Annotated in this window: 21 protein-coding genes; 4 read left to right on the plus strand and 17 right to left on the minus strand. The window is 71.8% G+C overall.

What is annotated here, in order from left to right; genetic code table 11:
• Window positions 1-26: 26 nt before the first annotated feature.
• The gene (locus ACGFNN_RS09515) at window positions 27-1,178 is read left to right on the plus strand and encodes a PQQ-dependent sugar dehydrogenase (RefSeq protein WP_393555092.1); all 1,152 of its coding nucleotides are present in this window, start codon (window positions 27-29) and stop codon (window positions 1,176-1,178) included.
• A 31-nt stretch (window positions 1,179-1,209) separates the two neighbouring features.
• On the opposite strand, the gene ACGFNN_RS09520 is transcribed toward ACGFNN_RS09515, so the two are convergent.
• From ACGFNN_RS09520 to ACGFNN_RS09585, 14 genes are all read right to left on the minus strand, one after another.
• The gene (locus tag ACGFNN_RS09520; protein ID WP_393555094.1) at window positions 1,210-4,308 is read right to left on the minus strand and encodes an AAA family ATPase; all 3,099 of its coding nucleotides are present in this window, start codon (window positions 4,306-4,308) and stop codon (window positions 1,210-1,212) included.
• Between the two features lie 20 nt (window positions 4,309-4,328).
• Window positions 4,329-4,502, minus strand: coding sequence for a hypothetical protein (locus ACGFNN_RS09525; RefSeq protein ID WP_393554343.1), 174 nt, complete (start codon window positions 4,500-4,502; stop codon window positions 4,329-4,331).
• 171 nt (window positions 4,503-4,673) lie between these two features.
• The gene (locus tag ACGFNN_RS09530) at window positions 4,674-5,336 is read right to left on the minus strand and encodes a hypothetical protein (RefSeq protein ID WP_393554345.1); all 663 of its coding nucleotides are present in this window, start codon (window positions 5,334-5,336) and stop codon (window positions 4,674-4,676) included.
• Window positions 5,337-5,386: 50 nt separating this feature from the next.
• On the minus strand, window positions 5,387-5,941 hold the full coding sequence (locus ACGFNN_RS09535; protein ID WP_393554347.1) for a GNAT family N-acetyltransferase: 555 nt from the start codon (window positions 5,939-5,941) through the stop codon (window positions 5,387-5,389).
• 26 nt (window positions 5,942-5,967) lie between these two features.
• Window positions 5,968-8,190 (minus strand): MMPL family transporter, encoded by a 2,223-nt coding sequence (locus ACGFNN_RS09540; protein WP_393554349.1) that lies wholly within the window; start codon window positions 8,188-8,190, stop codon window positions 5,968-5,970.
• 191 nt (window positions 8,191-8,381) lie between these two features.
• Window positions 8,382-9,890, minus strand: coding sequence for an Asp-tRNA(Asn)/Glu-tRNA(Gln) amidotransferase subunit GatB (gatB, locus tag ACGFNN_RS09545; RefSeq protein ID WP_362663688.1), 1,509 nt, complete (start codon window positions 9,888-9,890; stop codon window positions 8,382-8,384).
• 14 nt (window positions 9,891-9,904) lie between these two features.
• Window positions 9,905-10,147, minus strand: a complete 243-nt coding sequence (locus ACGFNN_RS09550; protein ID WP_073745482.1) for a hypothetical protein — start codon at window positions 10,145-10,147, stop codon at window positions 9,905-9,907.
• Window positions 10,144-11,646: an Asp-tRNA(Asn)/Glu-tRNA(Gln) amidotransferase subunit GatA gene (gatA, locus tag ACGFNN_RS09555; protein WP_393554352.1), complete on the minus strand. Its 1,503-nt coding sequence runs from the start codon at window positions 11,644-11,646 to the stop codon at window positions 10,144-10,146. The genes ACGFNN_RS09550 and gatA overlap by 4 nt, the downstream gene beginning before the upstream one ends.
• A 5-nt stretch (window positions 11,647-11,651) precedes the next feature.
• Window positions 11,652-11,948: an Asp-tRNA(Asn)/Glu-tRNA(Gln) amidotransferase subunit GatC gene (gene gatC / locus ACGFNN_RS09560; RefSeq protein WP_014153935.1), complete on the minus strand. Its 297-nt coding sequence runs from the start codon at window positions 11,946-11,948 to the stop codon at window positions 11,652-11,654.
• Window positions 11,949-12,130: 182 nt separating this feature from the next.
• The gene (locus tag ACGFNN_RS09565; protein ID WP_393554354.1) at window positions 12,131-14,275 is read right to left on the minus strand and encodes a putative bifunctional diguanylate cyclase/phosphodiesterase; all 2,145 of its coding nucleotides are present in this window, start codon (window positions 14,273-14,275) and stop codon (window positions 12,131-12,133) included.
• Window positions 14,276-14,574: 299 nt separating this feature from the next.
• The gene (ligA, locus tag ACGFNN_RS09570) at window positions 14,575-16,770 is read right to left on the minus strand and encodes an NAD-dependent DNA ligase LigA (RefSeq protein WP_393554356.1); all 2,196 of its coding nucleotides are present in this window, start codon (window positions 16,768-16,770) and stop codon (window positions 14,575-14,577) included.
• A 30-nt stretch (window positions 16,771-16,800) separates the two neighbouring features.
• Complete coding sequence (locus ACGFNN_RS09575; protein WP_393554358.1) at window positions 16,801-17,823, minus strand: methionine synthase; 1,023 nt, start codon at window positions 17,821-17,823, stop codon at window positions 16,801-16,803.
• 35 nt (window positions 17,824-17,858) lie between these two features.
• A complete protein-coding gene (locus tag ACGFNN_RS09580; protein ID WP_393554360.1) occupies window positions 17,859-18,548 on the minus strand; it encodes an SDR family oxidoreductase in 690 nt (229 codons plus the stop codon).
• A gap of 71 nt (window positions 18,549-18,619) precedes the next feature.
• A complete protein-coding gene (locus ACGFNN_RS09585) occupies window positions 18,620-19,159 on the minus strand; it encodes a TIGR00730 family Rossman fold protein (protein ID WP_362541923.1) in 540 nt (179 codons plus the stop codon).
• Window positions 19,160-19,237: 78 nt separating this feature from the next.
• Between ACGFNN_RS09585 and ACGFNN_RS09590 the strand changes: the two genes are divergently transcribed.
• Window positions 19,238-19,573 (plus strand): DUF427 domain-containing protein, encoded by a 336-nt coding sequence (locus ACGFNN_RS09590; protein ID WP_393554362.1) that lies wholly within the window; start codon window positions 19,238-19,240, stop codon window positions 19,571-19,573.
• 62 nt (window positions 19,574-19,635) lie between these two features.
• Window positions 19,636-20,436 (plus strand): alpha/beta fold hydrolase, encoded by an 801-nt coding sequence (locus tag ACGFNN_RS09595; RefSeq protein ID WP_393554364.1) that lies wholly within the window; start codon window positions 19,636-19,638, stop codon window positions 20,434-20,436.
• A gap of 88 nt (window positions 20,437-20,524) precedes the next feature.
• Here the strand turns inward: ACGFNN_RS09595 and mnmA are convergent, their stop codons facing one another.
• Window positions 20,525-21,655: a tRNA 2-thiouridine(34) synthase MnmA gene (gene mnmA, locus ACGFNN_RS09600; protein WP_393554366.1), complete on the minus strand. Its 1,131-nt coding sequence runs from the start codon at window positions 21,653-21,655 to the stop codon at window positions 20,525-20,527.
• A 61-nt stretch (window positions 21,656-21,716) separates the two neighbouring features.
• On the opposite strand from mnmA, the gene ACGFNN_RS09605 reads away from it, so the two are divergent.
• Window positions 21,717-22,403 (plus strand): N-acetylmuramoyl-L-alanine amidase, encoded by a 687-nt coding sequence (locus ACGFNN_RS09605; protein ID WP_393554368.1) that lies wholly within the window; start codon window positions 21,717-21,719, stop codon window positions 22,401-22,403.
• Here the strand turns inward: ACGFNN_RS09605 and ACGFNN_RS09610 are convergent.
• Both ACGFNN_RS09610 and ACGFNN_RS09615 read right to left on the minus strand, forming a co-directional pair.
• Window positions 22,396-23,565 carry a cysteine desulfurase family protein gene (locus ACGFNN_RS09610; protein WP_393554370.1) on the minus strand — a complete coding sequence of 390 codons (1,170 nt, stop codon included), beginning with the start codon at window positions 23,563-23,565 and terminating at the stop codon, window positions 22,396-22,398. The genes ACGFNN_RS09605 and ACGFNN_RS09610 overlap by 8 nt on opposite strands.
• Window positions 23,566-23,636: 71 nt before the next feature.
• A complete protein-coding gene (locus tag ACGFNN_RS09615) occupies window positions 23,637-25,460 on the minus strand; it encodes a protein kinase (RefSeq protein ID WP_393554372.1) in 1,824 nt (607 codons plus the stop codon).
• Between the last annotated feature and the right edge of the window lie 60 nt (window positions 25,461-25,520).

Here is a 25,520-nt window from a genome sequence, read left to right on the forward strand (position 1 = left end):
TGCAAAGTCCCGTGCTGCGCAAGGCGATGGTGGCCCTGCTCGCCTCGGCCTCACTCCTGTTGTCGGCCTGCTCGGCCGACAGCGGCCCCGCGGCCGGGGAGGGACCGTCCTCCTCTCCGGGCGCCGCGTCGTCCCCCGCTGCCTCCGCGAGCCCGTCGGTCGATCCTCCGCCGGCCAAGGGCTCGGTGAAGGTGGTGCGGACGCTCTCGGACGGCCTGGCGTCCCCGTGGGGTGTCGCGGCCCTTCCCGGGGGCGACCTGCTGGTCGGGTCGCGTGACGAGGCGACGATCACCCGGATCGACGCCGACAGCGGGAAGAAGACCCTCCTGGGCTCGGTGCCGGGTGTGGCCCCGGGCAACGAGGGCGGGCTGCTCGGTCTGGCGGTGGCTCCGACCTTCGGCGCGGACCATCTGGTCTACGCCTACTTCACCACCGAGTCGGACAACCGCATCGCCCGCCTGCAGTACGACGAGAAGAAGCCGCCCGGGCAGCAGCTCGGGGCGCCGGACACCATCCTGCGCGGCATCCCCAAGGGCTCCATCCACAACGGCGGGCGAATCGCCTTCGGTCCCGACCGCATGCTGTACGCCGGCACGGGTGAGACGGGTGACACGGGTCTGGCGCAGGACACCTCGTCCCTGGCGGGCAAGATCCTGCGAATGACGCCCGACGGTGAGCCCGTCCACGGAAACCCGGAGGGCGACTCCACGGTGTACTCCTGGGGCCACCGCAATGTGCAGGGTCTCGCCTGGGACGGGCAGAAGCAGCTCTGGGCGTCCGAGTTCGGGCAGAACACCTGGGACGAGCTGAACCGGATCGAGCCGGGGAAGAACTACGGCTGGCCCGAGGTGGAGGGCGAGCGGGGCGAATCAGGATTCGTCGATCCGGTGGCCCAGTGGAAGACCTCGGAGGCGTCCCCCAGCGGGATCGCGTACGCCGCGGGGTCGGTCTGGATGGCGGGGCTGCGCGGTGAGCGGCTCTGGCGCATCCCCCTCTCCGGAGGCACGGACGAGAAGCCCTCGGCGGATCCCCAGGCGTTCCTCGACGGGACGTACGGGCGGCTTCGCACGGTGGTCCCCGCAGGTGGCGACAGGCTGTGGCTGGTCACGAGCAACACGGACGGCCGTGGCTCCCCGAAGGACGGGGACGACAGGATCCTGCTTCTCCAGGTGCGGTAGTCCGGTCAGGGGCGGGAGCGGGACCGACGGGTCACACCCCCGTGTACAGCCGGAGGCGGTGGGCGAGGGCGGCGGCCTCGCCCCTGCTGGACACGCTCAGCTTGGCCAGGATGTTGGAGACGTGCACGCTCGCGGTCTTGGGCGAGATGTACAGCTCCTCCGCGATCCGCCGGTTGGTGTATCCGGCCGCGACCAGCCGGTGCACCTCCTGCTCCCTCACGGTCAGTCCGAGCGACTCGGCCGGTTCGACGGCCGGAGCCGGTTCGGCCGGGCCGGGTCGGGCTTCACCCACCGCGCCGTCCAGCCCGCCGAGCGGGATACGGGCGCGGCCGGCCAGCAGTTCGACGCTCTCCACGAGCGGACGCGCGCCGAGCCCCAGTGCCACGGAGTGCGCCTCACGCAGCAGTCCCGCCGCCTCCGTACGGTCGCCCGCGGTGGAGAGGAGCGTCTCCGCCCAGCGGTGCCTGATACGGGCCAGTTCGTAGGGGCGCTGGAGCGGGGCGAAGGCGTCTGCGGCCCGGCACCAGTGGTCCGGAGTGGCAGCCCCTTCGGCACGGGCGAGTTCGGCCTCGATCAGCAGGCCGTAGGCGACCCAGACCGGGGCCAGCAGGGGCAGCCGCTTGAGATGGTCGCGTATCCGGCGAAGGATCGCCGGGCGCCCCGCCTCCGTGGCGGGCAGCCCGCGGGCGTCGGCCTCCATCGCGGCCACGGCGGAAAGCAGCGGGAGGGAGTAGCGCTGGGTTCCCGGCGGCAGTCCGGCATCGCACTGGGTCTCGAACATCGCCCGGGCCTCCAGGATCTGCCCCTTGTGAGCAGCCAAGGTCACGGCGTGCCGCACCGGACAGATCAGGTGCTGCGGCTGGGGGTCGTGGAGACCCAGATGCCTCCGGTTGAGGGCCAGTTGCTCCTCGGCCTCGGCGAAGTCGCCGCGGACCAAGGCCAGATCACCGCGACGGGTGGCGACGAGTCCGTGGGCCTTGCGGGATCTGGCGAGCGGAGCGGCCGCGTCCGCGGCGGCACCGCTCTCCTCCCAGCGCCCCAGTGAGAAGTACGACTGCGCCTGGTTGGCCCGTACCCATGCCTCGGACTCGGGGAGCCCGTGGCCGTTGCAGATCGCGATGCCGTGGGCGGCGGCGGTCACGGCCTCCTCGGAACGGCCGGCGGATTCGAGGGACGAGGGCAGGTTGATGGCCGCACGGCTCATCACTCCCACCAGGTGGAGTTCCTCTGCCCGGTCCCGGACGGCGTACATCTCCGCGATGCCCTCCTCGACACCCCCGGCGTCGATGGTGAGCCAGCCGCGCGTGAGCCGGGCGTGCAGTTCGATGGACTCCTGCCCGACGAGCCGTGCGTACTCCACCGCCCGGTCGGCCGCGACCAGTGTCTCGGGTCCCGGCCGGTGCAAGGCGCCCCAGCTCGCGACGGTCGCCAGGACGTCGGCGTGGACCGCGGACGGCGCGAGGCCGCGCACCAGTTCCTCGGCGGTGGCCAGCTCCTGTCTGCCGTCACCGCGGGACAGGCTCTGCATCAGCAGCGAGCGCTGCACCCAGAACCAGGCGGCGCGCAGGGGGTCGCCATCTCCGTCCAGGATGCGCAGCGCCTTCTTGGTGAGCTTGAGCGCACGCTCGCGGTCGGTGCCGAAGCGGGCGGCCACGGTCGCCTCGGCCATGAGGTCGAGGTAGCGCAGCGGGTCGGCCTCGGGTTCGCAGCCACAGCCCGGATAGGCCTCGGCGTGGTCGAGGGGTCGCAGGGTGGCGCGCACGGCGTCGGGGACGTCGTCCCAGAGCTCCATGGCTCTTTCCAGCAGGCGGAGTTGCTCGCTGTAGGCATAGCGTCTTCTGGCCTCCACCGCGGCCTGGAGGACAGCGGGCAGCGCCTTCGCCGCGTCGTGCGCGGCGTACCAGTAGCTGGCGAGACGTGCCGCCCGCTCGTCGGTCCGGACGAGCGAGGGGTCGGACTCCAGGGCTTCGGCGTAGCGCCGGTTCAGGCGGGTGCGTTCACCGGGCAGCAGGTCGTCGCTGACGGCCTCACGGACCAGGGAGTGCCTGAAGCGGTAGCCGTCGGTGTCGGGAGACGGCAGGAGGAGGTTGGCGCCGACGGCGGCCCGCAGCGCTTCGTCGAGATCGTCGTCGGAGAGGCCCGAGACGGCGGCCAGGAGGCGGTGTTCAACCGTGGAGCCGCCCTCGGCGATGATCCGGGCGGCGCGCTGCGCGTCCTCGGGCAGCGCTTCGACACGCACGAGGAGGAGGTCGCGGAGCGAGTCGGAAAGCACGGAGCTGTCGCCGCCGCAGCACTCCACGCTGCGGGCGAGTTCCTCGACGAAGAAGGCGTTGCCGTCGGAGCGTTCGAAGATGTCGTCGACAAGCGCGGCATCGGGGACCGCCGCGAGGATCCCGGTGAGCTGCCGGGCGACCTCGGCGTGGCTGAAGCGGTCGAGCTCGATGCGGCGGACGGTGCGGAGCCGGTCCAGCTCGGCGAGGAGCGGCCGCAGCGGGTGCCGGCGGTGGACGTCGTCGGCGCGGTAGGTGGCGATCACGACCAGCCGGCCGCTGTGCAGGGTGCGGAAGAGGTAGGCGAGCAGATGCCGTGTGGAGGCGTCGGCCCAGTGCAGGTCCTCCAGTACGAGGACGACGCTCCGGTCCGCGGATATGCGTTCCAGCAGCCGGGCGGCGAGCTCGAAGAGCCGCGCTGTGCCGTGCTCGTCGTCGGGGGCCGTGTCGGCCTCGCCGAGTTCGGGCAGGAGCCGGGCGAGTTCGCCCTCCTGCCCGGCCAGCGCTTCGCCCAACTCCTCGGGCAGTGACCGGCGCAGGGCGCGCAGCGCGGAGGCGAAGGGTGCGTAGGGCAGGCCCTCGGCCCCGATCTCCACGCACCCTCCGACGGCGACGACGGCGTCACGGAGGGTGGCCGTCGCGGTGAACTCCTCGACCAGCCTGGTCTTGCCGACACCTGCCTCGCCGCCGAGGAGCACGGCTTGCGGCTCCCCGGCGGCGGCCCGTGCGAGGGTGTCGGTGAGTACTGCGAGTTCCCCGGTACGGCCGACGAAGACGGGGCTGACGGTGTTGGTCTCCACGTCGCCGAGCATCGCACAGGCCTGTGACACCGCGTCGACCGTTTTTGGCCGGGTTCGCATCTCACGCGACACGTGCGAACTCACGCGGCCCGTGCGAACCAGCTTCTGTTCCGTCCCACCCGCCCCTCGGTGTCGTCCTGCCCTGACCGGCGGGCTGCGCGGGCGGCGAGCACGGCCCGGCGGACGGCACGCTGTTCGTCCGCCCTGCGGATCAGCTCGGCGACGGCGATCTGGTGGAGTTCGTACTCGTACACGGTGTTCTCCCTGAAACGGATGGTGGGGGCACGGCTTTCTGCCGTGCCCCCACTCTCGTTTCCCAGGGGGTCCCGCCACATCGGGCGAGTGCCGCATCTTGTGCGGGTGGGGGTGCCTTAGACGGCCCGCCGGATGCCTTAGGACATCCGGGTCAGGGCCTCAGCCCCGCCTCAGCCTCCGGCGGCGGAGGGCAGGGCGACGAAGAGGTCCAGGTACATGCCTACGGAGATCAGCAGGCCGAGCACGCCGAGAGCGATGCCCGCCCAGGCGACCGAGCGGATCCAGCCTGCCTGCGGGAGGAGCGAGGGGGTGCCGAACGCGGGCCGGACCAGGACGAAGACTCCTACGAGCAGTGCCAGCAGGGCGAAGAGCCCGTTGACGAAGGCGGTGGTGTGCCAGGCGTCGCCGTAGATCTCGGAGATCTGCTGGGCCGCGCTGCCGCCCTGGGAGGTCTTGATCTGTCCCAGGAGGGTCTCGCGTTCCGCGGCCACGCGGCCGGTCCACGCGCCGGAGAGCGAGACGATGCCGAGTCCGGCGGACACGACGGCGGCGGCTCCCGTTCCGGCTCCGGTCCCCGCGGTGGCGGTCTCCTCGGCCTCGGCGAGGAGGTCGGGCTCCGTACCCGCGTGCACGCCGTCCTCGGCGGCCGCGTCGGTCGCGGCCACGTCCATCTCGGTCACGTCCGTGGCGGTCACTCCCGGAGCGACGCCGTCCGGGATGGCGTCCTCCGCCGCGCCGGCCTTCTTCGTCACGTCCGGTGCGGCGACCGTGGAATCCGTCGCCTTCTTCTCATCGGTGTCGTCGGTGGTCGGGGTGGAGGGGGTGGTGTTCATGCGCCGCACGCTAGGGGGCCCGTATGAGAGCCTCCTTAACACCGGGCTCCTCAGCCCCGCCGGCTGCGCCATTCGGGGGCCAGGACGGCCCAGATCTCCTCGTCGTGGCGTACGCCACGGTACGGATAGGCCTGGCGCAGGACTCCCTCCCTGGTCATTCCCAGGCGCTCAGCCACCGCCACGCTGCGCGTGTTGGCGGAGGACGCCATCCACTCCACCCGGTGCACTCCGCGCACGTCGACGGCCCAGTCGATGAGCTTCGTCGCCGCCCGGGTCACCAGGCCCCGTCCCTCGGCCGCGGCCTCCAGCCAGCAGCCGATCTCGCAGTTGCCCGTCTCCGCGTCGAAGATCCGGAAGAGGACGCCGCCGACCAGCGTGCCGTCCAGCCGGATGCCGTAGATCCGGCCGGTGTCCGCGGCCTGCTTGTCCGCGTAACTCTGGAGCAGCGCGGTCGCCGAGGGGATGTCCGTGGCACGGCCCGCGAACGGGATCCAGGGGTCGACCAGGTCGCGCGCCCGGTCCATGTGGGCCAGGAACTCCTCCGCCTGCCACGGCTCCAGCGGACACAGCTCCGCGCCGTCGTCTCCCAGTGACACCGTGAACACAGCGGTCCTCCCCTGTACAGAACGTCTCAGCGCACGCCCGCGGCCTGCCGGCCCGGTTCGTCCGCGCCCTCGACGGGAATCTTCGCACGCCCCACGGCGGAGTCAGGTGGCTCGATGCTGAGGCGGGGAAGCAGCCGGTCCAGCCGGGCGGGCAGCCACCAGTTCGCTCCTCCGAGCAGGTGCATCAGGGCGGGGACCAGCAGGGTGCGCAGCACGAAGGCGTCGAGTGCGACCGCGGCGGCCAGCCCGATGCCGAACATCGCGATGACGCGGTCGCCGCTCAGGACGAACGCGAGGAAGACGGAGATCATGATCACCGCGGCCGAGTTGATCACCCGTCCGGTCTCGGCCAGACCGACCCGCACCGACCGGCGGTTGTCCCCCGTCCGGAGCCACTCCTCGTACATCCTGCCGACGAGGAAGACCTGGTAGTCCATGGACAGACCGAAGAGCACCGACACCATGATCACCGGCAGGAAGGGCTCGACGGGGCCGGCGCTGCCGAGCCCCAGCGGTTCGCTCCCCCAGCCCCACTGGAAGACCGCGACGACGACGCCGAAGGACGCCGCCACCGCCGCCACGTTCATCACGGCGGCCTTCAGCGGGACGGCGAGCGAGCGGAACGCCAGCAGCAGGAGCAGGCATCCGAGTCCGACGACCACGGCGACGAACAGCGGCAGCTTGCCGACGATGACCTCCGCGAAGTCGTCGTAGCCCGCCGTCACCCCGCCCACGTGGAGCCGGAGCGAGGTGGTGTCCCCCACCTGCGGCAGCACGTCCTCGCGCAGCCGGTCGACGAGTTCGCTGGTTTCGCGGGACTGTGGGGAGGACGTGGGGACGACGGTCACGAACGCCGTGTCACCGCTGCCGTTGTACGTCACCGGGCTGACCGAGGCGACGCCCTCGGTGTTCCGCAGCACCGCCGGGAGCCCTCCCATGGCGAGCTGGTCGTCGGCCCCGTCCAGGTGCGCCGCGACGGTCAGCGGGCCGTTCACGCCGGGGCCGAACCCGTCGGCCAGCAGGTCGTAGGCCTGCCGGGTGGTCGCGGAGGCGGGATCGTTGCCCTGGTCGGAGGTGCCCAGGTGCAGCGAGAGGGTGGGGACCGCCAGCACCGCCATAAGGGCGGCGGCAGCGAGACCCAGCAGTCGGGGGCGGCGCTCGACGAAGGCGGACCAGCGGGCGGCGAGACCAGGGGTGTGCTCCCCGCGCGGGCCGTGCACGGCCGGCCGGACGCGTTCGCGCCGGCCGAGGGCGCGCATGCCGATGAAGGAGAGCAGGGCGGGCAGCAGGGTCACGGAGGCGGCGACGGTCAGCACGACCGTGAGGGAGGCGGCGACGGCGACACCGTCGAGGAAGCCGAGACGGAGGACGAGCATGCCGAGCAGGGCGACGCAGACGGTGGCTCCGGCGAAGACCACGGCGCGCCCGGTCGTCGCGACGGCCTCGCGCGCCGCCTCGTCCACGGACAGCCCTCGCCGCAGCCCGCCGCGGTGCCGGGTGACGATGAAGAGGGCGTAGTCGATGCCGACCCCCAGCCCGACGAGCGTGCCCAGCATCGGCGCGAAGTCGGCGACGTTCATGACGTGCCCGAGCAGCACGATCGCCGCGTAGGCGGTACCGACGGAGACGAGCGCGGTGGCGACGGGCAGCAGGGAGGCGGCGAGCGAGCCGAAGGCCAGGAAGAGGACGACCGCTGCGACGGCCACACCGGCCACCTCGCTCAGATGACCCGAGGGCGCTTCGGCCGGCGCGACCGCGGTGCCGCCGAGCTCGACCCGCAGCCCGTCGCCCGCGGCGTCCCGCGCGGTGTCGGCCAGGGCCCGCACCTGCCCGGGCGGGATGTCCGCCGCACGATCGTGAAAGGTGACCGTGGCGTAGGCGGTACGCCCGTCCGCGCTGATCCGCTCCTGGGCCCGGGCCCCTTCCCCGTACGGGCCGGAGACGTCACCGACTCCGGGCAGTGCGGCGATCTCGTGGAGCGTCCGGGTCATCGTCCGCTCGACACCGGGGTCCCGGACCGTGGAGCCCGGTGTGTGCCAGACGACCGTGGCCGCGTCGCCGCCGAGGTCCTCGAACCCGGCTTCGAGCAGTTCGCCCGCGCGTCCTGACTCGGTGCCGGGCACCTCGTAGTCGTCGGAGTACGCGGAACCCGTGACCCCCGCGGCGGCGGCCACGCCCCCGAGGGCGCAGAGCCAGATGAGCAGGGTGGCGAGGCGGTGCCGGAGACACCAGCGTGCGAGGGCGGCCAACGGACGTGCTCCTGATGGTTCGTGGAGACTTGTCCTGAGTTGACATGACAACTCGGGTAAAAGCTCACATGAACGGGGAACAGCCACTCTGACAGCCGTGGGCTCTCCTGGGTCCGATTCGTGTGCAGGGTCACACACGTGAGAGGGCGGCGCACCCGGCAACGGGTACGCCGCCCCTGGGGCGAGAGGGCTCAGCCCTCGACGCCGAGCTTCTCCAGGATCAGCTCGCGCACGCGCGCGGCGTCCGCCTGGCCGCGGGTGGCCTTCATGACCGCCCCGACCAGCGCACCGGCCGCGGCGACCTTGCCGCCACGGATCTTGTCGGCGATCGCCGCGTTGGCCGCGATGGCCTCGTCGACGGCCGTGGACAGCGCGCCCTCGTCCGAGACGACCTTCAGCCCACGCTTCTCGACGACGGTGTCCGGGTCGCCCTCGCCCGCGAGGACACCCTCGAGGACCTGGCGGGCCAGCTTGTCGTTGAGGTCGCCCGAGGCGACGAGCTCGGCCACCCGGGCGACCTGCGCCGGGGTGACGGGGAGCTCGTCCAGGCTGCGGCCGGTCTCGTTGGCGTTCCGGGCGAGCTCGCCCATCCACCACTTACGGGCCTGGTCGGAGGGGGCACCGGCGTCCGTCGTGGCGACGATCAGGTCGACCGCGCCCGCGTTGAGGATGGACTGCATGTCGTGCTCACCGACGCCCCACTCCTCCTTCAGCCTCTGCCGGCGCAGCCGGGGCATCTCGGGAAGCCCCTTGCGGAGCTCCTCGACCCAGTCGCGGGAAGGGGCGACCGGCACCAGGTCCGGCTCGGGGAAGTAGCGGTAGTCCTCGGCGTTGTCCTTGATGCGGCCGGCCGTGGTGGAGCCGTCCTCCTCGTGGAAGTGCCGGGTCTCCTGCACGATCGTCCCGCCGGAGTTCAGCACCGCGGCGTGGCGCTGGATCTCGAAGCGGGCCGCGCGCTCGACGGAACGCAGCGAGTTGACGTTCTTCGTCTCCGAGCGCGTACCGAAGGTCTCGGTGCCGTTGGGGCGCAGCGACAGGTTGACGTCGCAGCGCATCTGGCCCATCTCCATCCGGGCCTCCGAGACACCGAGCGCCTTGATGAGCTCGCGGAGCTCGGCGACGTACGCCTTGGCGACCTCGGGGGCCCGTGCTCCGGCACCCTCGATCGGCTTGGTGACGATCTCGATGAGCGGGATGCCCGCGCGGTTGTAGTCGAGCAGCGAGTGGGAGGCGCCGTGGATACGGCCGGTGGCCCCGCCGACGTGCGTCGACTTGCCGGTGTCCTCCTCCATGTGCGCGCGCTCGATCTGCACGCGGAAGACCTCGCCGTCCTCCAGCTGGACGTCCAGATAGCCGTTGTAGGCGATCGGCTCGTCGTACTGCGAGGTCTGGAAGTTCTTCGGCATGTCCGGATAGAAGTAGTTCTTCCGGGCGAAGCGGCACCACTCGGCGATCTCGCAGTTCAGCGCGAGCCCGATCTTGATGGCGGACTCGACACCGATCTCGTTGACGACCGGAAGCGCGCCCGGCAGCCCGAGGCAGACCGGGCAGGTCTGCGAGTTCGCGTCCTGCTTGAGCTCGGTCGAGCAGCCGCAGAACATCTTGGTCTTGGTGCCGAGCTCCACATGGACCTCGAGGCCCATGACGGGGTCGTACGTCGCGAGGGCGTCCTCGTACGACTCCAGGTCGATGACAGTCACTGAAACTTTCCCTCTCAGCCCAGCAGGACGTCGTCGTCGCCGAGACGCTTGAGCTCGCGGTAGAGGATCGCGAGTCCGGTCACGATCGCGGCGGCGGATACGGCGGCGTCGATCAGCCGCAGTGTGTCGTTGTCCGAGCGGGCCATCTTCACCTGCTTGTAGACGCTGAGCGCACCGAAGGCGGTGGTACCCATCGACACGTACGCGCCGGTCTTGGACTTCTTGAAGTTCTTGGCCTTCTTAGCCATTGCACTCATAGCGACGGAGCCTCCTCAAGCAGCGAATGCCCCCACTTTTCCACGAAGGCGGCCTCGACGGCGGCTCCGACCTTGTACAGCCGGTCGTCCTTCATCGCGGGGGCGATGATCTGCAGCCCGACCGGCAGGCCGTCCTCGGGCGCCAGACCGCACGGCAGCGACATGGCGGAGTTTCCGGCCAGGTTGGTCGGAATGGTGCACAGGTCCGCGAGGTACATCGCCATCGGGTCGTCGGCGCGCTCGCCGATCGGGAAGGCGGTGGTGGGTGTCGTCGGCGAGACGATGACGTCCACCTGCTCGAACGCCTTCTCGAAGTCCTGGGTGATCAGCGTACGGACCTTCTGGGCCGAGCCGTAGTACGCGTCGTAGTAGCCGGAGCTGAGCGCGTACGTACCGAGGATGATGCGGCGCTTGACCTCGTCGCCGAAGCCGGCCTCGCGGGTGAGGGCGGTGACGTCCTCGGCGGAGCGCGTGCCGTCGTCCCCGACCCGCAGGCCGTAGCGCATGGCGTCGAAGCGCGCGAGGTTCGAGGAGCACTCGGACGGCGCGATCAGGTAGTAGGCCGAAAGAGCGAGGTCGAAGGACGGGCAGTCCAGCTCGACGACCGTGGCGCCGAGGGACTTCAGCAGCTCGACCGACTCGTTGAAGCGCTGGACGACACCCGCCTGGTAGCCCTCGCCCGCGAACTGCTTGACGACACCGACGCGCATGCCCTGCACGGAGCCGTTGCGCGCCGCCTCGACGACCGGCGGGACCGGCGCGTCGATCGAGGTCGAGTCCATCGGGTCGTGCCCGCCGATCGCCTCGTGGAGCAGCGCCGCGTCCAGGACCGTACGGGCACAGGGGCCGCCCTGGTCGAGGGAGGACGAGAACGCGACCATGCCGAAGCGGGAGACACCGCCGTAGGTCGGCTTGACGCCGACGGTGCCGGTGACGGCGGCCGGCTGCCGGATGGATCCGCCGGTGTCCGTGCCGATGGCGAGCGGGGCCTCGAAGGACGCCAGCGCGGCCGCGGAGCCCCCGCCGGAGCCGCCCGGGATACGGGTGAGGTCCCAGGGGTTGCCGGTCGGGCCGTACGCGCTGTTCTCGGTGGAGGACCCCATGGCGAACTCGTCCATGTTGGTCTTCCCGAGGATGACCACGTCGGCCGCCCGCAGCTTCTTCGTGAGGGTCGCGTCGTACGGCGGGACCCAGCCCTCGAGGATCTTCGAGCCGACGGTGGTCGGCATGTCCTGCGTGGTGAAGATGTCCTTGAGCGCGAGCGGGACGCCGGCCAGCGGGCCCAGCTTCTCGCCCGCCGCGCGCTTGGCGTCGACGGCGCGGGCCTGCGCCAGCGCGCCCTCGCGGTCGACGTGCAGGAAGGCGTGGACCTTCTCGTCGACGGCCTCGATCCGGGCCAGGTGGGCCTCGGTGACCTCGACGGCCGTCAGCTCGCCGGAGGCGATCTTCGCGGCGATCTCGGCCGCGGTGAGCTTGATGATGGTGCTGATGTCCGTCATGGCTGTTAGTCCTCCCCCAGGATCTGCGGCACCTTGAAACGCTGCTGCTCCTGGGCCGGGGCGCCGGAGAGCGCCTGCTCGGGGGTGAGCGACGGACGGACCTCGTCCGCGCGCATGACGTTGGTCAGCGGCAGCGGGTGGGAGGTCGGCGGTACGTCTTGGTCGGCGACCTCGGAGACGCGGGCGACCGCGCCGATGATGTCGTCGAGCTGACCGGCGAAGTGCTCGAGCTCTTCGCCCTTCAGCTCCAGACGCGCCAGCCGGGCGAGGTGGGCGACCTCCTCGCGCGTGATGCCAGGCATGCAGCGATCCTCAGGGGTTGGTGTGTGGTTTTGGCTGGGGCCGGTGGAAACGGGCCGCCAGCCCCCAATCCTATGGGGTCTGCGGGCACGCCCGCGGCGCGCGGACCGAGCCCGGCCCGCGATTGAGCACAAAACGGGCCGGGGCGGGCCGTTGCGGAGCCGTCGCAGGCCCCGCCGAGCCCTCAGGCCGTGGCCGGTCCGGGGTTCAGGGCGCCGGCGGACCTCGGCGCCGGCTCGGCCGCCGCCTGCGGACCGGCGGCGGGCTCCCGGTCCGCGGGCCGCCGCCAGCCGTGCTCGTCCCGGGCCCGCAGCCAGGCGGTCGTCTCCTGGGGCGGCATCGCCGCGGCGACGAGCCACCCCTGCACGGCGTCGCAGCGCAGGTCCCGCAGCCGCTCCCAGGTCTCGTCGTCCTCGACCCCCTCGGCGACGACGACGAGTCCGAGCGAGTGGGCCAGGTCGATGGTGCAGCGGACGATCTCCGCGTCCTCGTTGTCCACGGCCAGCCGCGCGACGAACGACCGGTCGATCTTGAGCTCGCTGACCGGGAGCTTCCGCAGATGGACGAGGGAGGAGTAGCCGGTACCGAAGTCGTCGAGGGACATCTTCACCCCGTGTCCCGTCAGTCCGGCCAGGGTGTCGGCCGCGCGCTGCGGATCCTCCAGCAGGACGTGCTCGGTTATCTCCAGCTGCAGCGCCCCGGCGGGGACACCGTGCCGGGCCAGCCGGGCGGCGACGCTTCCGGCGAACCCCGGAGTGTGGACGTCGCGCGGCGAGACGTTGACCGCCACCGGGACGAACAGCCCCTGTGCCCGCCACCGGGCGACCTGCGCCAGAGCCGTCTCCAGGACGTACTCGGTGAGATGGGGCATCAGACCGGAGGACTCGGCGATGGCGATGAACTCGTCCGGGGGGACCCGGCCGCGCTCCGGGTGGACCCAGCGTACGAGCGCCTCGAGTCCTGCGACCTGTCCGTCGAAGCGGACCTTGGGCTGGTAGTGGAGTTCGACCTCCTGGGCGTCCAGGGCGCGGCGCAGATCGCCGAGCAGACCGAGCCGGTCGGGGGTGTTGCTGTCCCGCTTCGACTCGTACACCTCCACACCCGTGCGGTCCCGCTTGGCCTGGTACATCGCCACGTCGGCCCGTCTGAGCAGTCCTTCGGCGTCCTGGGCGTGGTCGGGGTGGACGGCGACGCCCGCGCTCGCCTCCAGCACGAGCGTGAGTCCGTCGAGATCGAGGGGTGAGGAGAGCGCGGCGACCAGGTGGCGGGCGATGCGCTGGACACTGGTGATGGAGTCGGCGGCCGGCAGCAGTACGGCGAACTCGTCGCCGCCGAGCCGCGCGGCCTCCGCCCCGCGCGGCAACGCCAGCCGCAGCCGCTCCGCGATCTGGAGCAGGAGGCGGTCACCGGCGAGGTGTCCGAGGGTGTCGTTGACGGCGCGGAAGCGGTCGAGGTCGATGAGGACGAGCCCGGTCCGCGCGCCGGTGGCGTCGGCCTCCTCGAGCTCCGTCCAGGTCCGCTCCAGGAGCCACTGACGGTTGGGCAGGCCGGTCAGCGGATCGCGCAGTTGTTCCTCGGCTCGCGCGCGGGCGATCCAGAGTGCGGAGTCCAGCGCGATCAGCGGGATGGCGAAGAGCGGCAGGAGCACGGGCATCGCGGACGCCACGACGCAGATCAGCGGCGCGATGCCGAGCAGCGCGACGGCGACGAGGCCTTGGCGGAGCAGCGCGGTGCGCTCCATCGTGGGGAGCGAGCCGCCGGTCTGGGAGACCTTGGTGGACCAGAGCAGGAATCGGGTGACCAGGAGGTAGGCGCCTGCGGCGAGCAGCACCTCGGGTACGGCGTCGACCTCCCACCCCAGGGGCCGCCAGGGTGTCTCGACGGTCGGTACGTCACCGAAGGCCGCCAGGACGAGGGCGGCGGCCCCGATACCGAGTATGTCCACCGCGCCGTGCAGGAGCCCTTGCCACCACCGGTGGCGCCGGGCGGTGCCCACGAGGACCACGACGACGAGGCTGACCAGTCCGGCGGGCACCCAGCCGTAGAGCAGCAGGACGGCGAGGGTGAGTGCGGCGCCGGATCCGGTGCCGCCCCACCAGCGGTCACGGCCGAGGGCCACCAGGTGGCCCACGATGACTCCGGTGAGCAGGGCGAGCGACCAGCCGGCCGTGCCGGCGGGGAAGAGCGCGTGTCCGCCCGCGACCGTCCGCTGGAATCCGGTCGCGAGCACGACGACGGCGACCGCCACGACGACGGCGCCCAGTGACGACGTGTGGCCCGCGAAACCTTGCAGCCGCGACACCGGTGCGGCTCTCTCGGTCGGTTCCATTCCGTCCCTCTCACAGCCGGCGGTGCCGATGGTCCACTGTGGCCCCCGCTCCCATGCCACCACGGCCCGAATCCCACGACGCGGCCGGGCACGGCAGGTGCTCGTTCAACAGTAGGCCGCCGAGGGCCGTCGCGGGCGGCGCTCCGCAGGTCTTGCCCGATTGCGGACCCGACGCCCCTCCCGGCCTGATATGAGCCGAACGGGTGATGGCTGCCGCTCCGGAGCGGACGCTCCCGTCCGCTTGTCTCCCCGCCCACGCGCGGTCCCACGCTCCGTCAGGTGTCTCGATCGCGCCTCGATCAGGCTTCGGCGGGAACAGCGGCCTCCCTGGCCGCTTCCGGCCCCTGCGCCAGGAGCACCGCGAAGCCGTCCTCGTCCAGGACCGGCACCTTCAGCTGCATGGCCTTGTCGTACTTGGAGCCCGGGTTGTCGCCCACCACCACGAAGGAGGTCTTCTTCGAGACGGATCCCGTCACCTTGGCGCCGCGGCTCTGGAGTGCCTCCTTGGCACCGTCCCTGGTGTGCGTGGCCAGGGTGCCGGTCACCACCACGGTGAGCCCCTCCAGCGGCCGCGGGCCCTCCTCCTCACCCGCGCCCTCGTCCTCCATCCGGACCCCGGCCTCACGCCACTTGCGCAGGATCTCGCGGTGCCAGTCCTCGGCGAACCACTGCTTGACCGAGGCGGCGATGATGGGGCCGACCCCGTCGGCCGCCGCCAGCTCCTCCTCCGTCGCCTCGTCGATCCGGTCGATCGACCTGAACTGGCGGGCGAGCTCCACGGCGGCCACCGGCCCCACGTGACGGATCGACAGCCCGGCGAGGATCCGGGCCAGCGGGGCCTGCCGGGCGGCGGCGATGCCCTCCAGCATGGCGACGGCGTTCTTCCTGGGTTCGCCCTGCTGGTTCGCGAAGACGGTCGCGATCTTCTCCTCGCCGGTCTTCGGGTCGCGCTTGGGCAGCCCGCTGTCCGTGTCCAGGACATAGGCCCGGATGGGCAGGAGCTGCTCCACCGTCAGCCCGAAGAGATCCCCCTCGTCCACCAGCGGCGGCTCGGCGGGCTCCAGCGGCTTGGTCAGGGCGGCGGCCGCCACGTATCCGAAGTGGTCGATGTCCAGGCACTTGCGGCCGGCGAGGTACGCCAGCCGCTCCCGCAACTGTGCGGGACAGGAGCGGGCGTTGGGGCAGCGGAGGTCGATGTCGCCCTCCTTCATGGGGCGCAGAGCGGTCCCGCACTCGGGGCACTCGGACGGCATGACGAACTCCCGCTCGCCGCCGTCGCGCAGGTCCACGACCGGGCCGAGGATCTCCGGGATGACGTCTCCCGCCTTGCGCAGCACCACGGTGTCGCCGATGAGGACCCCCTTGGCCTTCACGACGTTCTGGTTGTGCAGGGTGGCGAACTCGACCTCGGATCCCGCCACTTCGACGGGCTCGACCTGGGCGTAGGGGGTGACCCTGCCGGTGCGCCCGACGCCTACCCGGATGTTGACCAGCTTGGTGTTGACCTCCTGGGGGGCGTACTTCCAGGCGATCGCCCAGCGGGGCGCCCGGGAGGTGGAGCCGAGTCTGCCCTGGAGGGGGATCTCGTCGAGCTTGACGACCACGCCGTCGATCTCGTGCTCGACGGACTGACGGTTCTCCCCGAAGTGGGCGATGAACTCCCGCACTTCCTCAAGGGTCCGGACCACCCTGTTGTGCCGGGCGGTCGGCAGGCCCCACTCCCTGAGCAGGTCGTATGCCTGGGAGAGGCGGTCGATGTCGAAGCCCTCACGGGCTCCGATGCCGTGCACCACCATGTGGAGGGGCCGGGTGGCCGTCACCTTCGGGTCCTTCTGGCGCAGCGATCCGGCCGCCGCGTTGCGCGGGTTGGCGAACGGCTTGTCGCCGGCCTCCACCAGGCGGGCGTTGAGCCCTTCGAAGGCCTCCATCGGGAAGAAGACCTCGCCGCGGATCTCGACCAGCGCGGGCACCCGGTCACCCTTGAGCCGGTGCGGGATCTCGGCGATCGTGCGGACGTTGGGGGTGATGTCCTCGCCGACCCGGCCGTCGCCCCGGGTCGCCGCGCGGGTGAGCCTGCCGTTCTCGTACGTGAGGTTGACGGCGAGGCCGTCCACCTTGAGCTCGCACAGGAAGTGGTATCCGCCTCCGCCCACCTCCCTGGCCACCCGCTCGGCCCAGGCGGCGAGCTCCAGGTCGTCGAAGGCGTTGTCCAGGGAGAGCAGGCGCTCGCGGTGCTCCACGGAGGTGAATTCCGTGGTGTAGGGGCCCGCGACCTTCTGCGTCGGCGAATCCGGCGTACGCAGCTCCGGGTGCTCGGCCTCGATGGACTCCAGCGCGCGCATCTGCCGGTCGAACTCGGCGTCGTCGATGACCGGCTGGTCCTTCACGTAGTACCGGAAGCGGTGCTCCTCGATCTGCTCGGCGAGGAGCGCGTGCCGTTCACGCACCTCCGCCGGTACTCCGGTGAGCTGCTGCGCCTGCTGTTCGCCGGCCATCGTCCGTTCCTCCCGTTGACCCACTGCCCGTTACTCAGGGTTGTCTGCGAGCGACTTCGCCGCCCTGGCGCAGTGGGCGAGCGCGGCGCGCGCGTACGCGGGTGACGCTCCCGCCAGCCCGCAGGAAGGAGTGATCACGACGGACTCGCTGAGAGTCCCCGGATTCAGCCCCAGCCTGCTCCACAACGTCCTGACCCCCTTGACGCTACCGCCCGGGTCCGACAATGCGGTCGAGGCGGCGTCGAGGCCGGGGACCACGCCGAGGAAAAGCCGGGTGCCGGCTTCGACGGCTTCCCCGATCGCCTCCTCCTCACGCTCGGTGAGCAGGGAGAAGTCGAAGGAGACCGCACCGGCACCGGCGCGTCGCAGCAGCGCGAACGGCACCTCGGGGGCGCACGAGTGGACGGCCGTCGGTGCCGTGCCGTGCACCGCGAGGACGTCGCGCAGCGTTGCTTCGACGATCTGGCGGTCCACCGCGCGGTAGGTGCGGTAGCCGCTGGCCGACCTGACCCGCCCTCGCAGGACGGCGGTCAGTGAGGGCTCGTCGAGCTGGAGGACGATCTCGGCGCCGGGGACCCTGCGGCGCACCTCGGCGAGGTGCGTCCGCAGCCCGTCGGCCAGCGAGCCCGCCAGGTCACGGCAGGCTCCGGGGTCGCTGAGCATGGCCTCGCCACCGCGCAGCTCCAGGGCGGTCGCCAGCGTCCAGGGGCCGACGGCCTGCACCTTGAGCAGTCCTTCGTACCCCTGGGTGAACTCCTCCAGCGCGTCGAGGTCCTCACCGAGCCAGGAGCGGGCCCGGCGGGTGTCACGTCCGGGCCGGTCGCTGATCCGCCAGCCGCTGGGCTCGACATGGCCGTACATCTCGACCAGCAGGCCGACGGTGCGCCCGATCATGTCCGCGCCGGGACCGCGCGCGGGCAGCTCCGCCAGGTAGGGCATGCCCTGGCCGTCGGCGAAGGACCCGGTGACGGTTTTCGCCGCTTCCCTGGCGTCACCCCCGGGCATGGATCCGATCCCGGTCGCACTCGCGCTGAACCCGCTCTTCTCGCTCACGCGGAAAGCCTACGGGCACCCCGCCGCACGGGAGATCAGCGGCCGGGGCGGACCGTCAGGTCGTTGATCTCGGCGTCCCTGGGCAGGTCGAGGGCGAGCAGGATGGTGGTGGCCACCGATTCCGGGTCGATCCAGCGCGAGGCGTCGTACTCCTTGCCCTCCTGCTGGTGGACCTTGGCCTGCATCGGGCTGGCGGTGCGGCCCGGGTAGACGGAGGTGACCCTGACGCCGTTTCCGTGCTCCTCGTGGCGCAGCGAGTCGGCGAGCGCCTTCAGCCCGTGCTTGCTCGCGGCGTACGCGCCCCATTCGGCGTGGGCGGCGAGCCCTGCGCCGGAGTTGACGAAGACGACGTGGCCGTGGGTGACGCGGAGCTGCGGCAGGAGCAGGCGGGTCAGCTCTGCCGGGGAGACCAGGTTGGCGTTGAGCTGGTAGTGCCAGGCCTTGGGGGTGAGGTCGCCGACGGCGCCGAGTTCGACGACGCCGGCGATGTGCAGCAGCGAGTCGAGACGGTCCGGCATGGTCTGCTGGCCGAACGCCCAGGAGAGCCGGTCGGGGTTGCCGAGGTCGCCGACGAGGGTGCGGGCGCCGGGGTGGAGCGCGGCCAGTTCCTTGGCGCGTCCGGCGTCCCTGGCGAGCAGGACGAGATCGTCGCCGCGCTCGTGGAGGCGGCGGGCGACGGCTGCGCCGATCCCGGATCCGGCACCGGTGATGAGATGAGTAGGCATGCCCTCATGCTCGCATCACCGGGAGCGCCGTGATCACCGCAGGTCCGCGCCGTCGCCCCGCGTCGCCGCCGTCACCGCAGGCCGGCCGACTCCTCCAGGTAGGCGAGCGCGCCGACGCCGTCCTTGGCGAAGAAGACCAGTTCCGTGAGCGGGACGGGCAGGAAGCCCTCGTCCTCCATGCGCTGGAACTGCTGGCGCAGTCCGTCGTAGAAGCCGGCGGTGTTGAGCAGGACGACGGGCTTGGTGTGCTTGCCGTGCTTCTTGAGCTCCAGGATCTCCGTGGCCTCGTCGAGCGTGCCGGTGCCACCCACCATGATCACGATCGCGTCGGACTTCTCCAGGAGCAGGGCCTTCCGCTCGGCCAGGTCCTTGGCGATCACCATCTCGTCCGCGTTCGTCCTCGCCTTTGCTGCCAGGAAGTCCACCGAGACCCCGACGAGCCGGCCGCCGGACTCCTGCACCCCGTCGGCGACGACCTTCATCAGGCCGCTTTCCGACCCTCCCCAGACCAGGGTGTGTCCGCCCCTGCCCAGCAGTTCGGCGAATTCGCGGGCGGGTCCGGTGTAGCGGTCGTCGAGGTCGGCGGCGGAGAGGAAGACGCAGATGTTCATGCCGTCCACCGTACGGGCCGCGCGAGGCCCTTCCGGCTCCCGGGGAAGAAACCGGGCTCCGGGGCCGCTGAACCCCGTATGACCTCGACCACAGGACACACCATCACCGTCGGACCTGAGGAAGTGCATGTACGTGCCGCGTACGAGGGGCAGGTGCTCGCCGAGAGCCGGCGCCCGCTGGTGCTGCGCGAGACGGGCTGCCCCGATCGCTACTACCTGCCGCCCGAGGACGTGAGGACCGATCTGCTGACCACCTCGGACACGAGCACGCACTGCCCGTTCAAGGGGGACGCCTCGTACTGGTCGGTGCCCGGAGCCGAGGACCTCGTATGGGCTTATCAGGAGCCCAAGGAGCAAGTCGCCGCGATCAAGGACCACTTCTGTTTCTATGCCACGGAGGTGGTCCCGGACTGAGCGTCAGAAATATTCTCCGGGACGGGCGATGAGTTTTCGCGGACGCGCCGGTCCACCCTCACATGGACAAGACTCTCTCCCGCGACGGCACGTCGATCGCGTACCGCCGCCGCGGTGACGGGCCGCCGGTCGTGCTGGTCGGCGGGGCTCTGAGCACCGCGGCGGACGAGGCCCCGCTGGCCGCCCTGCTCGCCCCGCGCTTCACGGTCGTCACCTACGACCGCCGGGGCCGAGGTGCCAGCGGGGACAGCGGGCCGTACACGCCCCGCCGGGAGATCGAGGACCTGGCGGCGGTCGTGGCGGCGGCGGGGGAACACGTCTCGGTGTTCGGCATGCGCTCGGGCGGCGCCCTGGCGCTGGAGGCCTGCGCCGCGGGTCTGCCCGCCGACCTTCTCGCGGTCTACGAACCGCCGTACACCCCGGGCCCCACCGGGCTCCTGCACAAGGCGCGCGGCACGGCGCTGCTGCACCGGCTGCTGGCGGACGGCGACCGGGGCGGAGCGGTCGGACTGCATCTGTCGCGGTCCGGGGTCCCGGAGGCGACAATCGCCCGGATGCGGCGGGCGCCGCTCTGGGACGGTCTGGAGGCACTCGCGCACACCCTGGCGTACGACGACGCGCTGCTGGGCGACGGTTCGGTCCCGGCCGGCAGGCTCTCGGCGGTGCGGTCCCGCACGCTGGTGGTCACCGGCGGCTTCAGCGCCCCCGAGGTCCAGGAAGCCACCCTCGATGTCGCGGCGGGTGTCCCCCGGGCCCGGCACCGCACCCTGACCGGTCAGACGAGCGAGCTCGCCCCGCACGCGATGGCGCCGGTACTGGCGGACTTCTTCTCCCGGGACCGGATCCTGCGCAACGCGTCCTGACCGGCCCCGTGAAGGGCCCGGCGGCCCCACGGGGCACGAGACCGGGCCGGGCCGCCGCAGGGGGGCGGCCCGGCCCGACGGGCTCCCGTCAGCTTGCGGTGGCCTTCTCCCGGCGCACCGTCGCCGCGATCGTGGCCGAGCCGACCACCCGGCTGCCGTCGTACAGCACTACGGCCTGGCCCGGGGCGACGCCCCGTACCGGCTCGGTGAAGGTGACCGTCAGAGTTCCGTCCGCGAGCTCCGCCGTCACCTCGGTCTCTCCGCCGTGGGCGCGCAGCTGCGCGGTGTAGGTGCCCGGACCGGACGGGGCGGTTCCGCACCAGCGGGGCTTGATCGCGGTGAGCGCGGTGACGTCGAGGGCCTCGGCCGGACCGACCGTGACCGTGTTGTTCACCGGCGAGATGTCCAGGACGTAGCGCGGCTTGCCGTCGGGGGCGGGGTGGCCGATGCGCAGGCCCTTGCGCTGGCCGATGGTGAAGCCGAAGGCGCCCTCGTGGGTACCGACCTTGGTCCCGGCCTCGTCGAGGATGTCACCCTCCGCGGGGCCGCCGAGCCGGGAGGCCAGGAAGCCCTGGGTGTCGCCGTCCGCGATGAAGCAGATGTCGTGGCTGTCGGGCTTCTTGGCGACCGCCAGGCCCCGGCGCTCGGCCTCGGCGCGGATCTCGTCCTTGGTGGTGAGGGTGTCACCGAGCGGGAACATCGCGTGGGCGAGCTGCTTCTCGTCCAGGACGCCCAGGACATAGCTCTGGTCCTTGGCCATGTCGGAGGCCCGGTGCAGCTCCCGGGTGCCGTCCTCGTTCAGCACGACGGTGGCGTAGTGACCGGTGCAGACGGCGTCGAAGCCGAGGGCCAGCGCCTTGTCGAGCAGCGCGGCGAACTTGATCTTCTCGTTGCACCGCAGACAGGGGTTGGGCGTGCGCCCGGCCTCGTACTCCGCGACGAAGTCGTCCACGACGTCCTCACGGAAGCGTTCCGCGAGGTCCCAGACGTAGAAGGGGATGCCGATGACGTCCGCCGCGCGGCGGGCGTCCCGGGAGTCCTCGATCGTGCAACAGCCACGCGCGCCCGTGCGGAAGGACTGCGGGTTCGCGGAGAGGGCGAGGTGCACACCGGTCACGTCGTGCCCCGCCTCGGCGGCTCGGGCGGCCGCGACGGCGGAGTCGACTCCGCCGGACATGGCGGCGAGCACGCGGAGGGGGCGCTGGGAGGTCTCAGTCATAGCTTCTCCAGAGTACGGGGCGCCGGGAACGGAATGCTCGCCGATAAGCGTTGAGGAGCACATGGGAAACAACGGGAGTGCCGGCGGGCCGGGCAAAAGCCCCGGTCATGGCATCAGCCGGCGCTCGCTCCTCATCGGTGGCGGAGTGGCGGCGGCGGGCACCGCGGTCTTCGCCGCGGACGAGATACGGCGTGCCTGGTGGCGGGTGCCCGGTGTGGAGAAGCCGAGGAAGACCGGCGAGCTCGACTACACCCCCGCGCGCTGGATCGCGGCCTCCGAGGGGAACTGGCGCCGTGCCGACCGCCCCGACGACTACGGCGTGGACCGGGTGATCGTCCACGTCACCCAGGGCAGCTACGCCAGCGCGGTCAAGGTCTTCCAGGACCCGGCGCACCGCGCCGCGACGCACTACATCGTGCGGCAGGACGGCCGGGTCACCCAGATGATCCGCGAGCTCGACGTCGCGTACCACGCGGGAAACCGCGCCTTCAACGAGCGCAGCGTCGGTATCGAGCACGAGGGCTTCGTCGACCGGCCGCAGGACCTCACGACCGAGATGTACGAGTCGTCCGCGAGGCTGACGGCCTCGATATGCAGGCGGTACGGCATCCCCGTGGACCGCGAGCACATCATCGGGCACGTCGAGGTGCCCGGCACCGACCACACCGATCCGGGCCCGCACTGGGACTGGCCCCGCTACATGAAGCTGGTCCGCGCGGCGTCCACGGGAGGGGCGCGGGCTAGCTGAGCCCCGCGGTCCTGGCCCGCTCGACGGCGGGGCCGATCGCGCGGGCGAGTTCCTCGACGTCGCGCGCGGTCGAGGTGTGGCCGAGGGAGAAGCGCAGCGTGCCACGGGCCAGGGCGGGATCGGTTCCGGTCGCCAGCAGGACATGGCTGGGCTGCGCGATGCCCGCGGTGCACGCGGACCCGGTGGAGCACTCGATGCCCTGGGCGTCGAGGAGCAGGAGGAGGGAGTCGCCCTCGCAGCCGGGGAAGGTGAAGTGGGCGTTGGCCGGCAGCCGCCCGCCGGGCGCCGGGTCGCCGCCGAGGATGGCGTCCGGGACGGCCTTCAGCACGGCGGCCACCAGGTCGTCCCGGAGGGCGCCGACGCGGTCGGCGAACTCCTCACGGGTGTCGACGGCGTGCCGCGCGGCCACGGCGAACGCGGCCACCGCCGGCACGTCGAGGGTGCCGGACCGCACGTGCCGTTCCTGACCGCCGCCGTGGAGGACGGGTACGGGGGTCTGGTCGCGTCCGAGGAGCAGGGCGCCGATGCCGACCGGTCCGCCGATCTTGTGCGCGCTGACGGTCATCGCCGCCAGTCCGGAGCGGGCGAAGTCGACCTCGATCTGCCCGAACGCCTGCACGGCGTCGGAGTGCGTGGGGATGCCGAACTCGCTTGCCACTTCGACGAGTTCGCATATCGGCATGATGGTGCCGATCTCGTTGTTGGCCCACATGACGGTGACCAGGGCCACGTCGTCCGGGTCGCGGGCGATCGCCTCGCGCAGTGTCCCGGGATGCACCCGCCCGTAGGAGTCGACGGGGAGGTACTCGACGGTGGCGCCCTCGTGTTCGGCGAGCCAGTCGACGGCGTCGAGCACGGCGTGGTGCTCTACGGGGCCGGCGAGGACCCGGGTGCGCCGGGGGTCGGCGTCGCGGCGGGCCCAGTAGAGCCCCTTCACCGCGAGGTTGTCGGCCTCGGTGCCGCCGGAGGTGAAGACCACCTCGCTGGGGCGCGCCCCGAGGGCCTCGGCGAGGGTCTCTCTGGACTCCTCGACGGTCCGGCGGGCCCGGCGCCCGGCAGCGTGCAGGGAGGACGCGTTACCGGTGACGGCGAGCTGCGCGGTCATCGCCGCGATCGCCTCCGGGAGCATCGGCGTGGTCGCGGCGTGGTCGAGGTAAGCCATGGTGGTGACGATTCTACGAGCCCGTGGGGACGGCCGCGCCGGGGCCGTCCCCATGGACGGTCACCGGCCGGTCAGCCGGTCGTCCACCGCTGGGAGGCCGCCCCCGAGCAGCGGGCGGTCGTCACCGCGGAGCCGCCGGCGTCGAGACAACCACCGGTGTCCTCACTCACGAGCGTGCCGCCGGAACCGGCGCGCCAGCGTCGCGACGAACTCTCGTTGCAGGAGAGCTGCAGGGTTCCCCCGTTCATGATGTTGGCCGTCAGACAGCTCTTCCCGGACCTCTCGACGAGTTGGAATCCCCCGGAGCCGTCCGACAGCGGACGCACGGTCCACGTGGCGCCCGCACCACCGCACCCACCGGTGGAGGCGGACACGAACTGGGCCCCGACGAGACACTCACCGTTGCCGGCGTTGCGGAAGGTCCGGGTCCCGGAGGGAGTGGTCGATCCCCCCGTACCGGACCCGCTGGAACCTCCCGAGGAGCTGGACCCGCTGGAACCCCCCGAGGCGCCGGACCCACTGGAGCCACCCGAAGCAGATCCCTCCGTTCCGCTACCGCCGGCCCCGTCGGATCCGCCCACGTCACCGGATCCGCCCCCGGTGTCACCCGCCCCCGGCACCGGCGCGGTCGACTCGCCCGTCCGGCCGCCTGCCTTCTCCGCGCCCTTGCTCTTCTCCGCACCCGTCGGGGACTTCCCCGGCTTCGCCGAACCGGAGGGACTCGGAGACCCCGAGCCAGAGGCGGTGGGATCCACCGCCGCGCTCGCCGAGACCGAGGGTCCGGCGGCCGCGTGGCCGTCGTCGGCCTCGAAGGCGTACGGCAGAATCTGGAAGGCGAGGGTGGCTCCGCCGACCGCGATGACGACCGGCACCACGGCGAAGAAGGCGCGCCGCCGTCGCTCACGCTTCGGGCGGGCCTTCTGCCCCAGCCGCATCGTCTCCATGGACGCGGGCGGCGGCAGCTCGATCTTCTGGACGTGGGCGGCGAAGGCGGCCTTCTCCATGAGGCTGCCGGTGACGGAATCCGGCCACAAGGGAGGCGTGAACGGACCGTGTTCGGCGGCCCGCAGCACCAGCTCGGAGGCCGTCGGGCGGGCCTCCACGTCCTTGGCGAGACAGGCGGCGACGAGATCGGCGAGCTCGGGGTCGAGTTCTCGCACCGCCCGGAGGTCGGGCTCCTCGTGGACGATCCGGTAGAGCACGGCCGGACCTGACTCCTCACCGAACGGCGGCCTGCCGCCGGCCGCGTACGCGATGACCGAGGCGAGGGCGAAGACATCGGCGGCCCCGGTCAGATCGCGCCTGGTCGTTGCCTGCTCCGGAGCCATGTACGCGGGGGTGCCGACGACCATGCCGCTCATGGTGAGCAGGCTCTGCTCGGCGGCCCGGGCCACACCGAAGTCGATGACGGTGGCACCCTCCACCGTCAGCATGATGTTGGAGGGCTTGAGGTCCCGGTGCACCATCCCGAGTTCGTGCACCGGGACCAGGCCCCTCGCGGCTTCACGCAGCAGCAGCCACACGGCATCGGGGGGGAGCGGTCCCTCGTGCAGCCCGATCGCCTCGTTCAGGGTCAGGCCGGGGACGTACGCGGTGGCGAGCCATGGCGGGCTCGCGTCCCGGTCGCTGGCGATCAGCGGGGCGGTGGCTTCCGCGGGGAGCCGGGAGAGGTTGTCCAGCTCGTGCCCGAAGCGCCGGACGAAGTCCTGGTCCTCCCCCGCGATCGCGGGAAGCACCTGCTTGACGGCGACGTAACGGCCCTCGTGTACACCCAGGTACACGCGCCCCATCCCGCCGGAGCCGAGCCGGCCGGCGAGCGGGATCCCGCCGATCTGCCGTGGATCGTCCGCCCGCAGCGGCTTGGCTCCACTGCCTGTCAGGTCCAACTCGCCCACTACGTCTCCCCGTTACCGCCTGCACGTATCCCGGGAAGTGTGACCAGTGGATACTGGATG

The sequence above is a fragment of the Streptomyces sp. NPDC048590 genome, assembly GCF_043199535.1.
Taxonomy (GTDB): domain Bacteria; phylum Actinomycetota; class Actinomycetes; order Streptomycetales; family Streptomycetaceae; genus Streptomyces.

Coding starts and splice junctions, on each gene's coding strand:
- ACGFNN_RS09520 (WP_393555094.1), bottom strand. CDS start 4,308: ATGCGAACCCGGCCAAAAACGGTCGACGCGGTGTCACAGGCCTGTGCG.
- mnmA (WP_393554366.1), bottom strand. CDS start 21,655: ATGACTGAGACCTCCCAGCGCCCCCTCCGCGTGCTCGCCGCCATGTCC.
- ACGFNN_RS09585 (WP_362541923.1), bottom strand. CDS start 19,159: ATGAACATCTGCGTCTTCCTCTCCGCCGCCGACCTCGACGACCGCTAC.
- gatC (WP_014153935.1), bottom strand. CDS start 11,948: ATGCCTGGCATCACGCGCGAGGAGGTCGCCCACCTCGCCCGGCTGGCG.
- gatA (WP_393554352.1), bottom strand. CDS start 11,646: ATGACGGACATCAGCACCATCATCAAGCTCACCGCGGCCGAGATCGCC.
- ACGFNN_RS09565 (WP_393554354.1), bottom strand. CDS start 14,275: ATGGAACCGACCGAGAGAGCCGCACCGGTGTCGCGGCTGCAAGGTTTC.
- ACGFNN_RS09610 (WP_393554370.1), bottom strand. CDS start 23,565: ATGGCTTACCTCGACCACGCCGCGACCACGCCGATGCTCCCGGAGGCG.
- ACGFNN_RS09605 (WP_393554368.1), top strand. CDS start 21,717: ATGGGAAACAACGGGAGTGCCGGCGGGCCGGGCAAAAGCCCCGGTCAT.
- ACGFNN_RS09595 (WP_393554364.1), top strand. CDS start 19,636: ATGGACAAGACTCTCTCCCGCGACGGCACGTCGATCGCGTACCGCCGC.
- ACGFNN_RS09580 (WP_393554360.1), bottom strand. CDS start 18,548: ATGCCTACTCATCTCATCACCGGTGCCGGATCCGGGATCGGCGCAGCC.
- ACGFNN_RS09530 (WP_393554345.1), bottom strand. CDS start 5,336: ATGAACACCACCCCCTCCACCCCGACCACCGACGACACCGATGAGAAG.
- ACGFNN_RS09515 (WP_393555092.1), top strand. CDS start 27: ATGGTGGCCCTGCTCGCCTCGGCCTCACTCCTGTTGTCGGCCTGCTCG.
- ACGFNN_RS09590 (WP_393554362.1), top strand. CDS start 19,238: ATGACCTCGACCACAGGACACACCATCACCGTCGGACCTGAGGAAGTG.
- ligA (WP_393554356.1), bottom strand. CDS start 16,770: ATGGCCGGCGAACAGCAGGCGCAGCAGCTCACCGGAGTACCGGCGGAG.
- ACGFNN_RS09550 (WP_073745482.1), bottom strand. CDS start 10,147: ATGAGTGCAATGGCTAAGAAGGCCAAGAACTTCAAGAAGTCCAAGACC.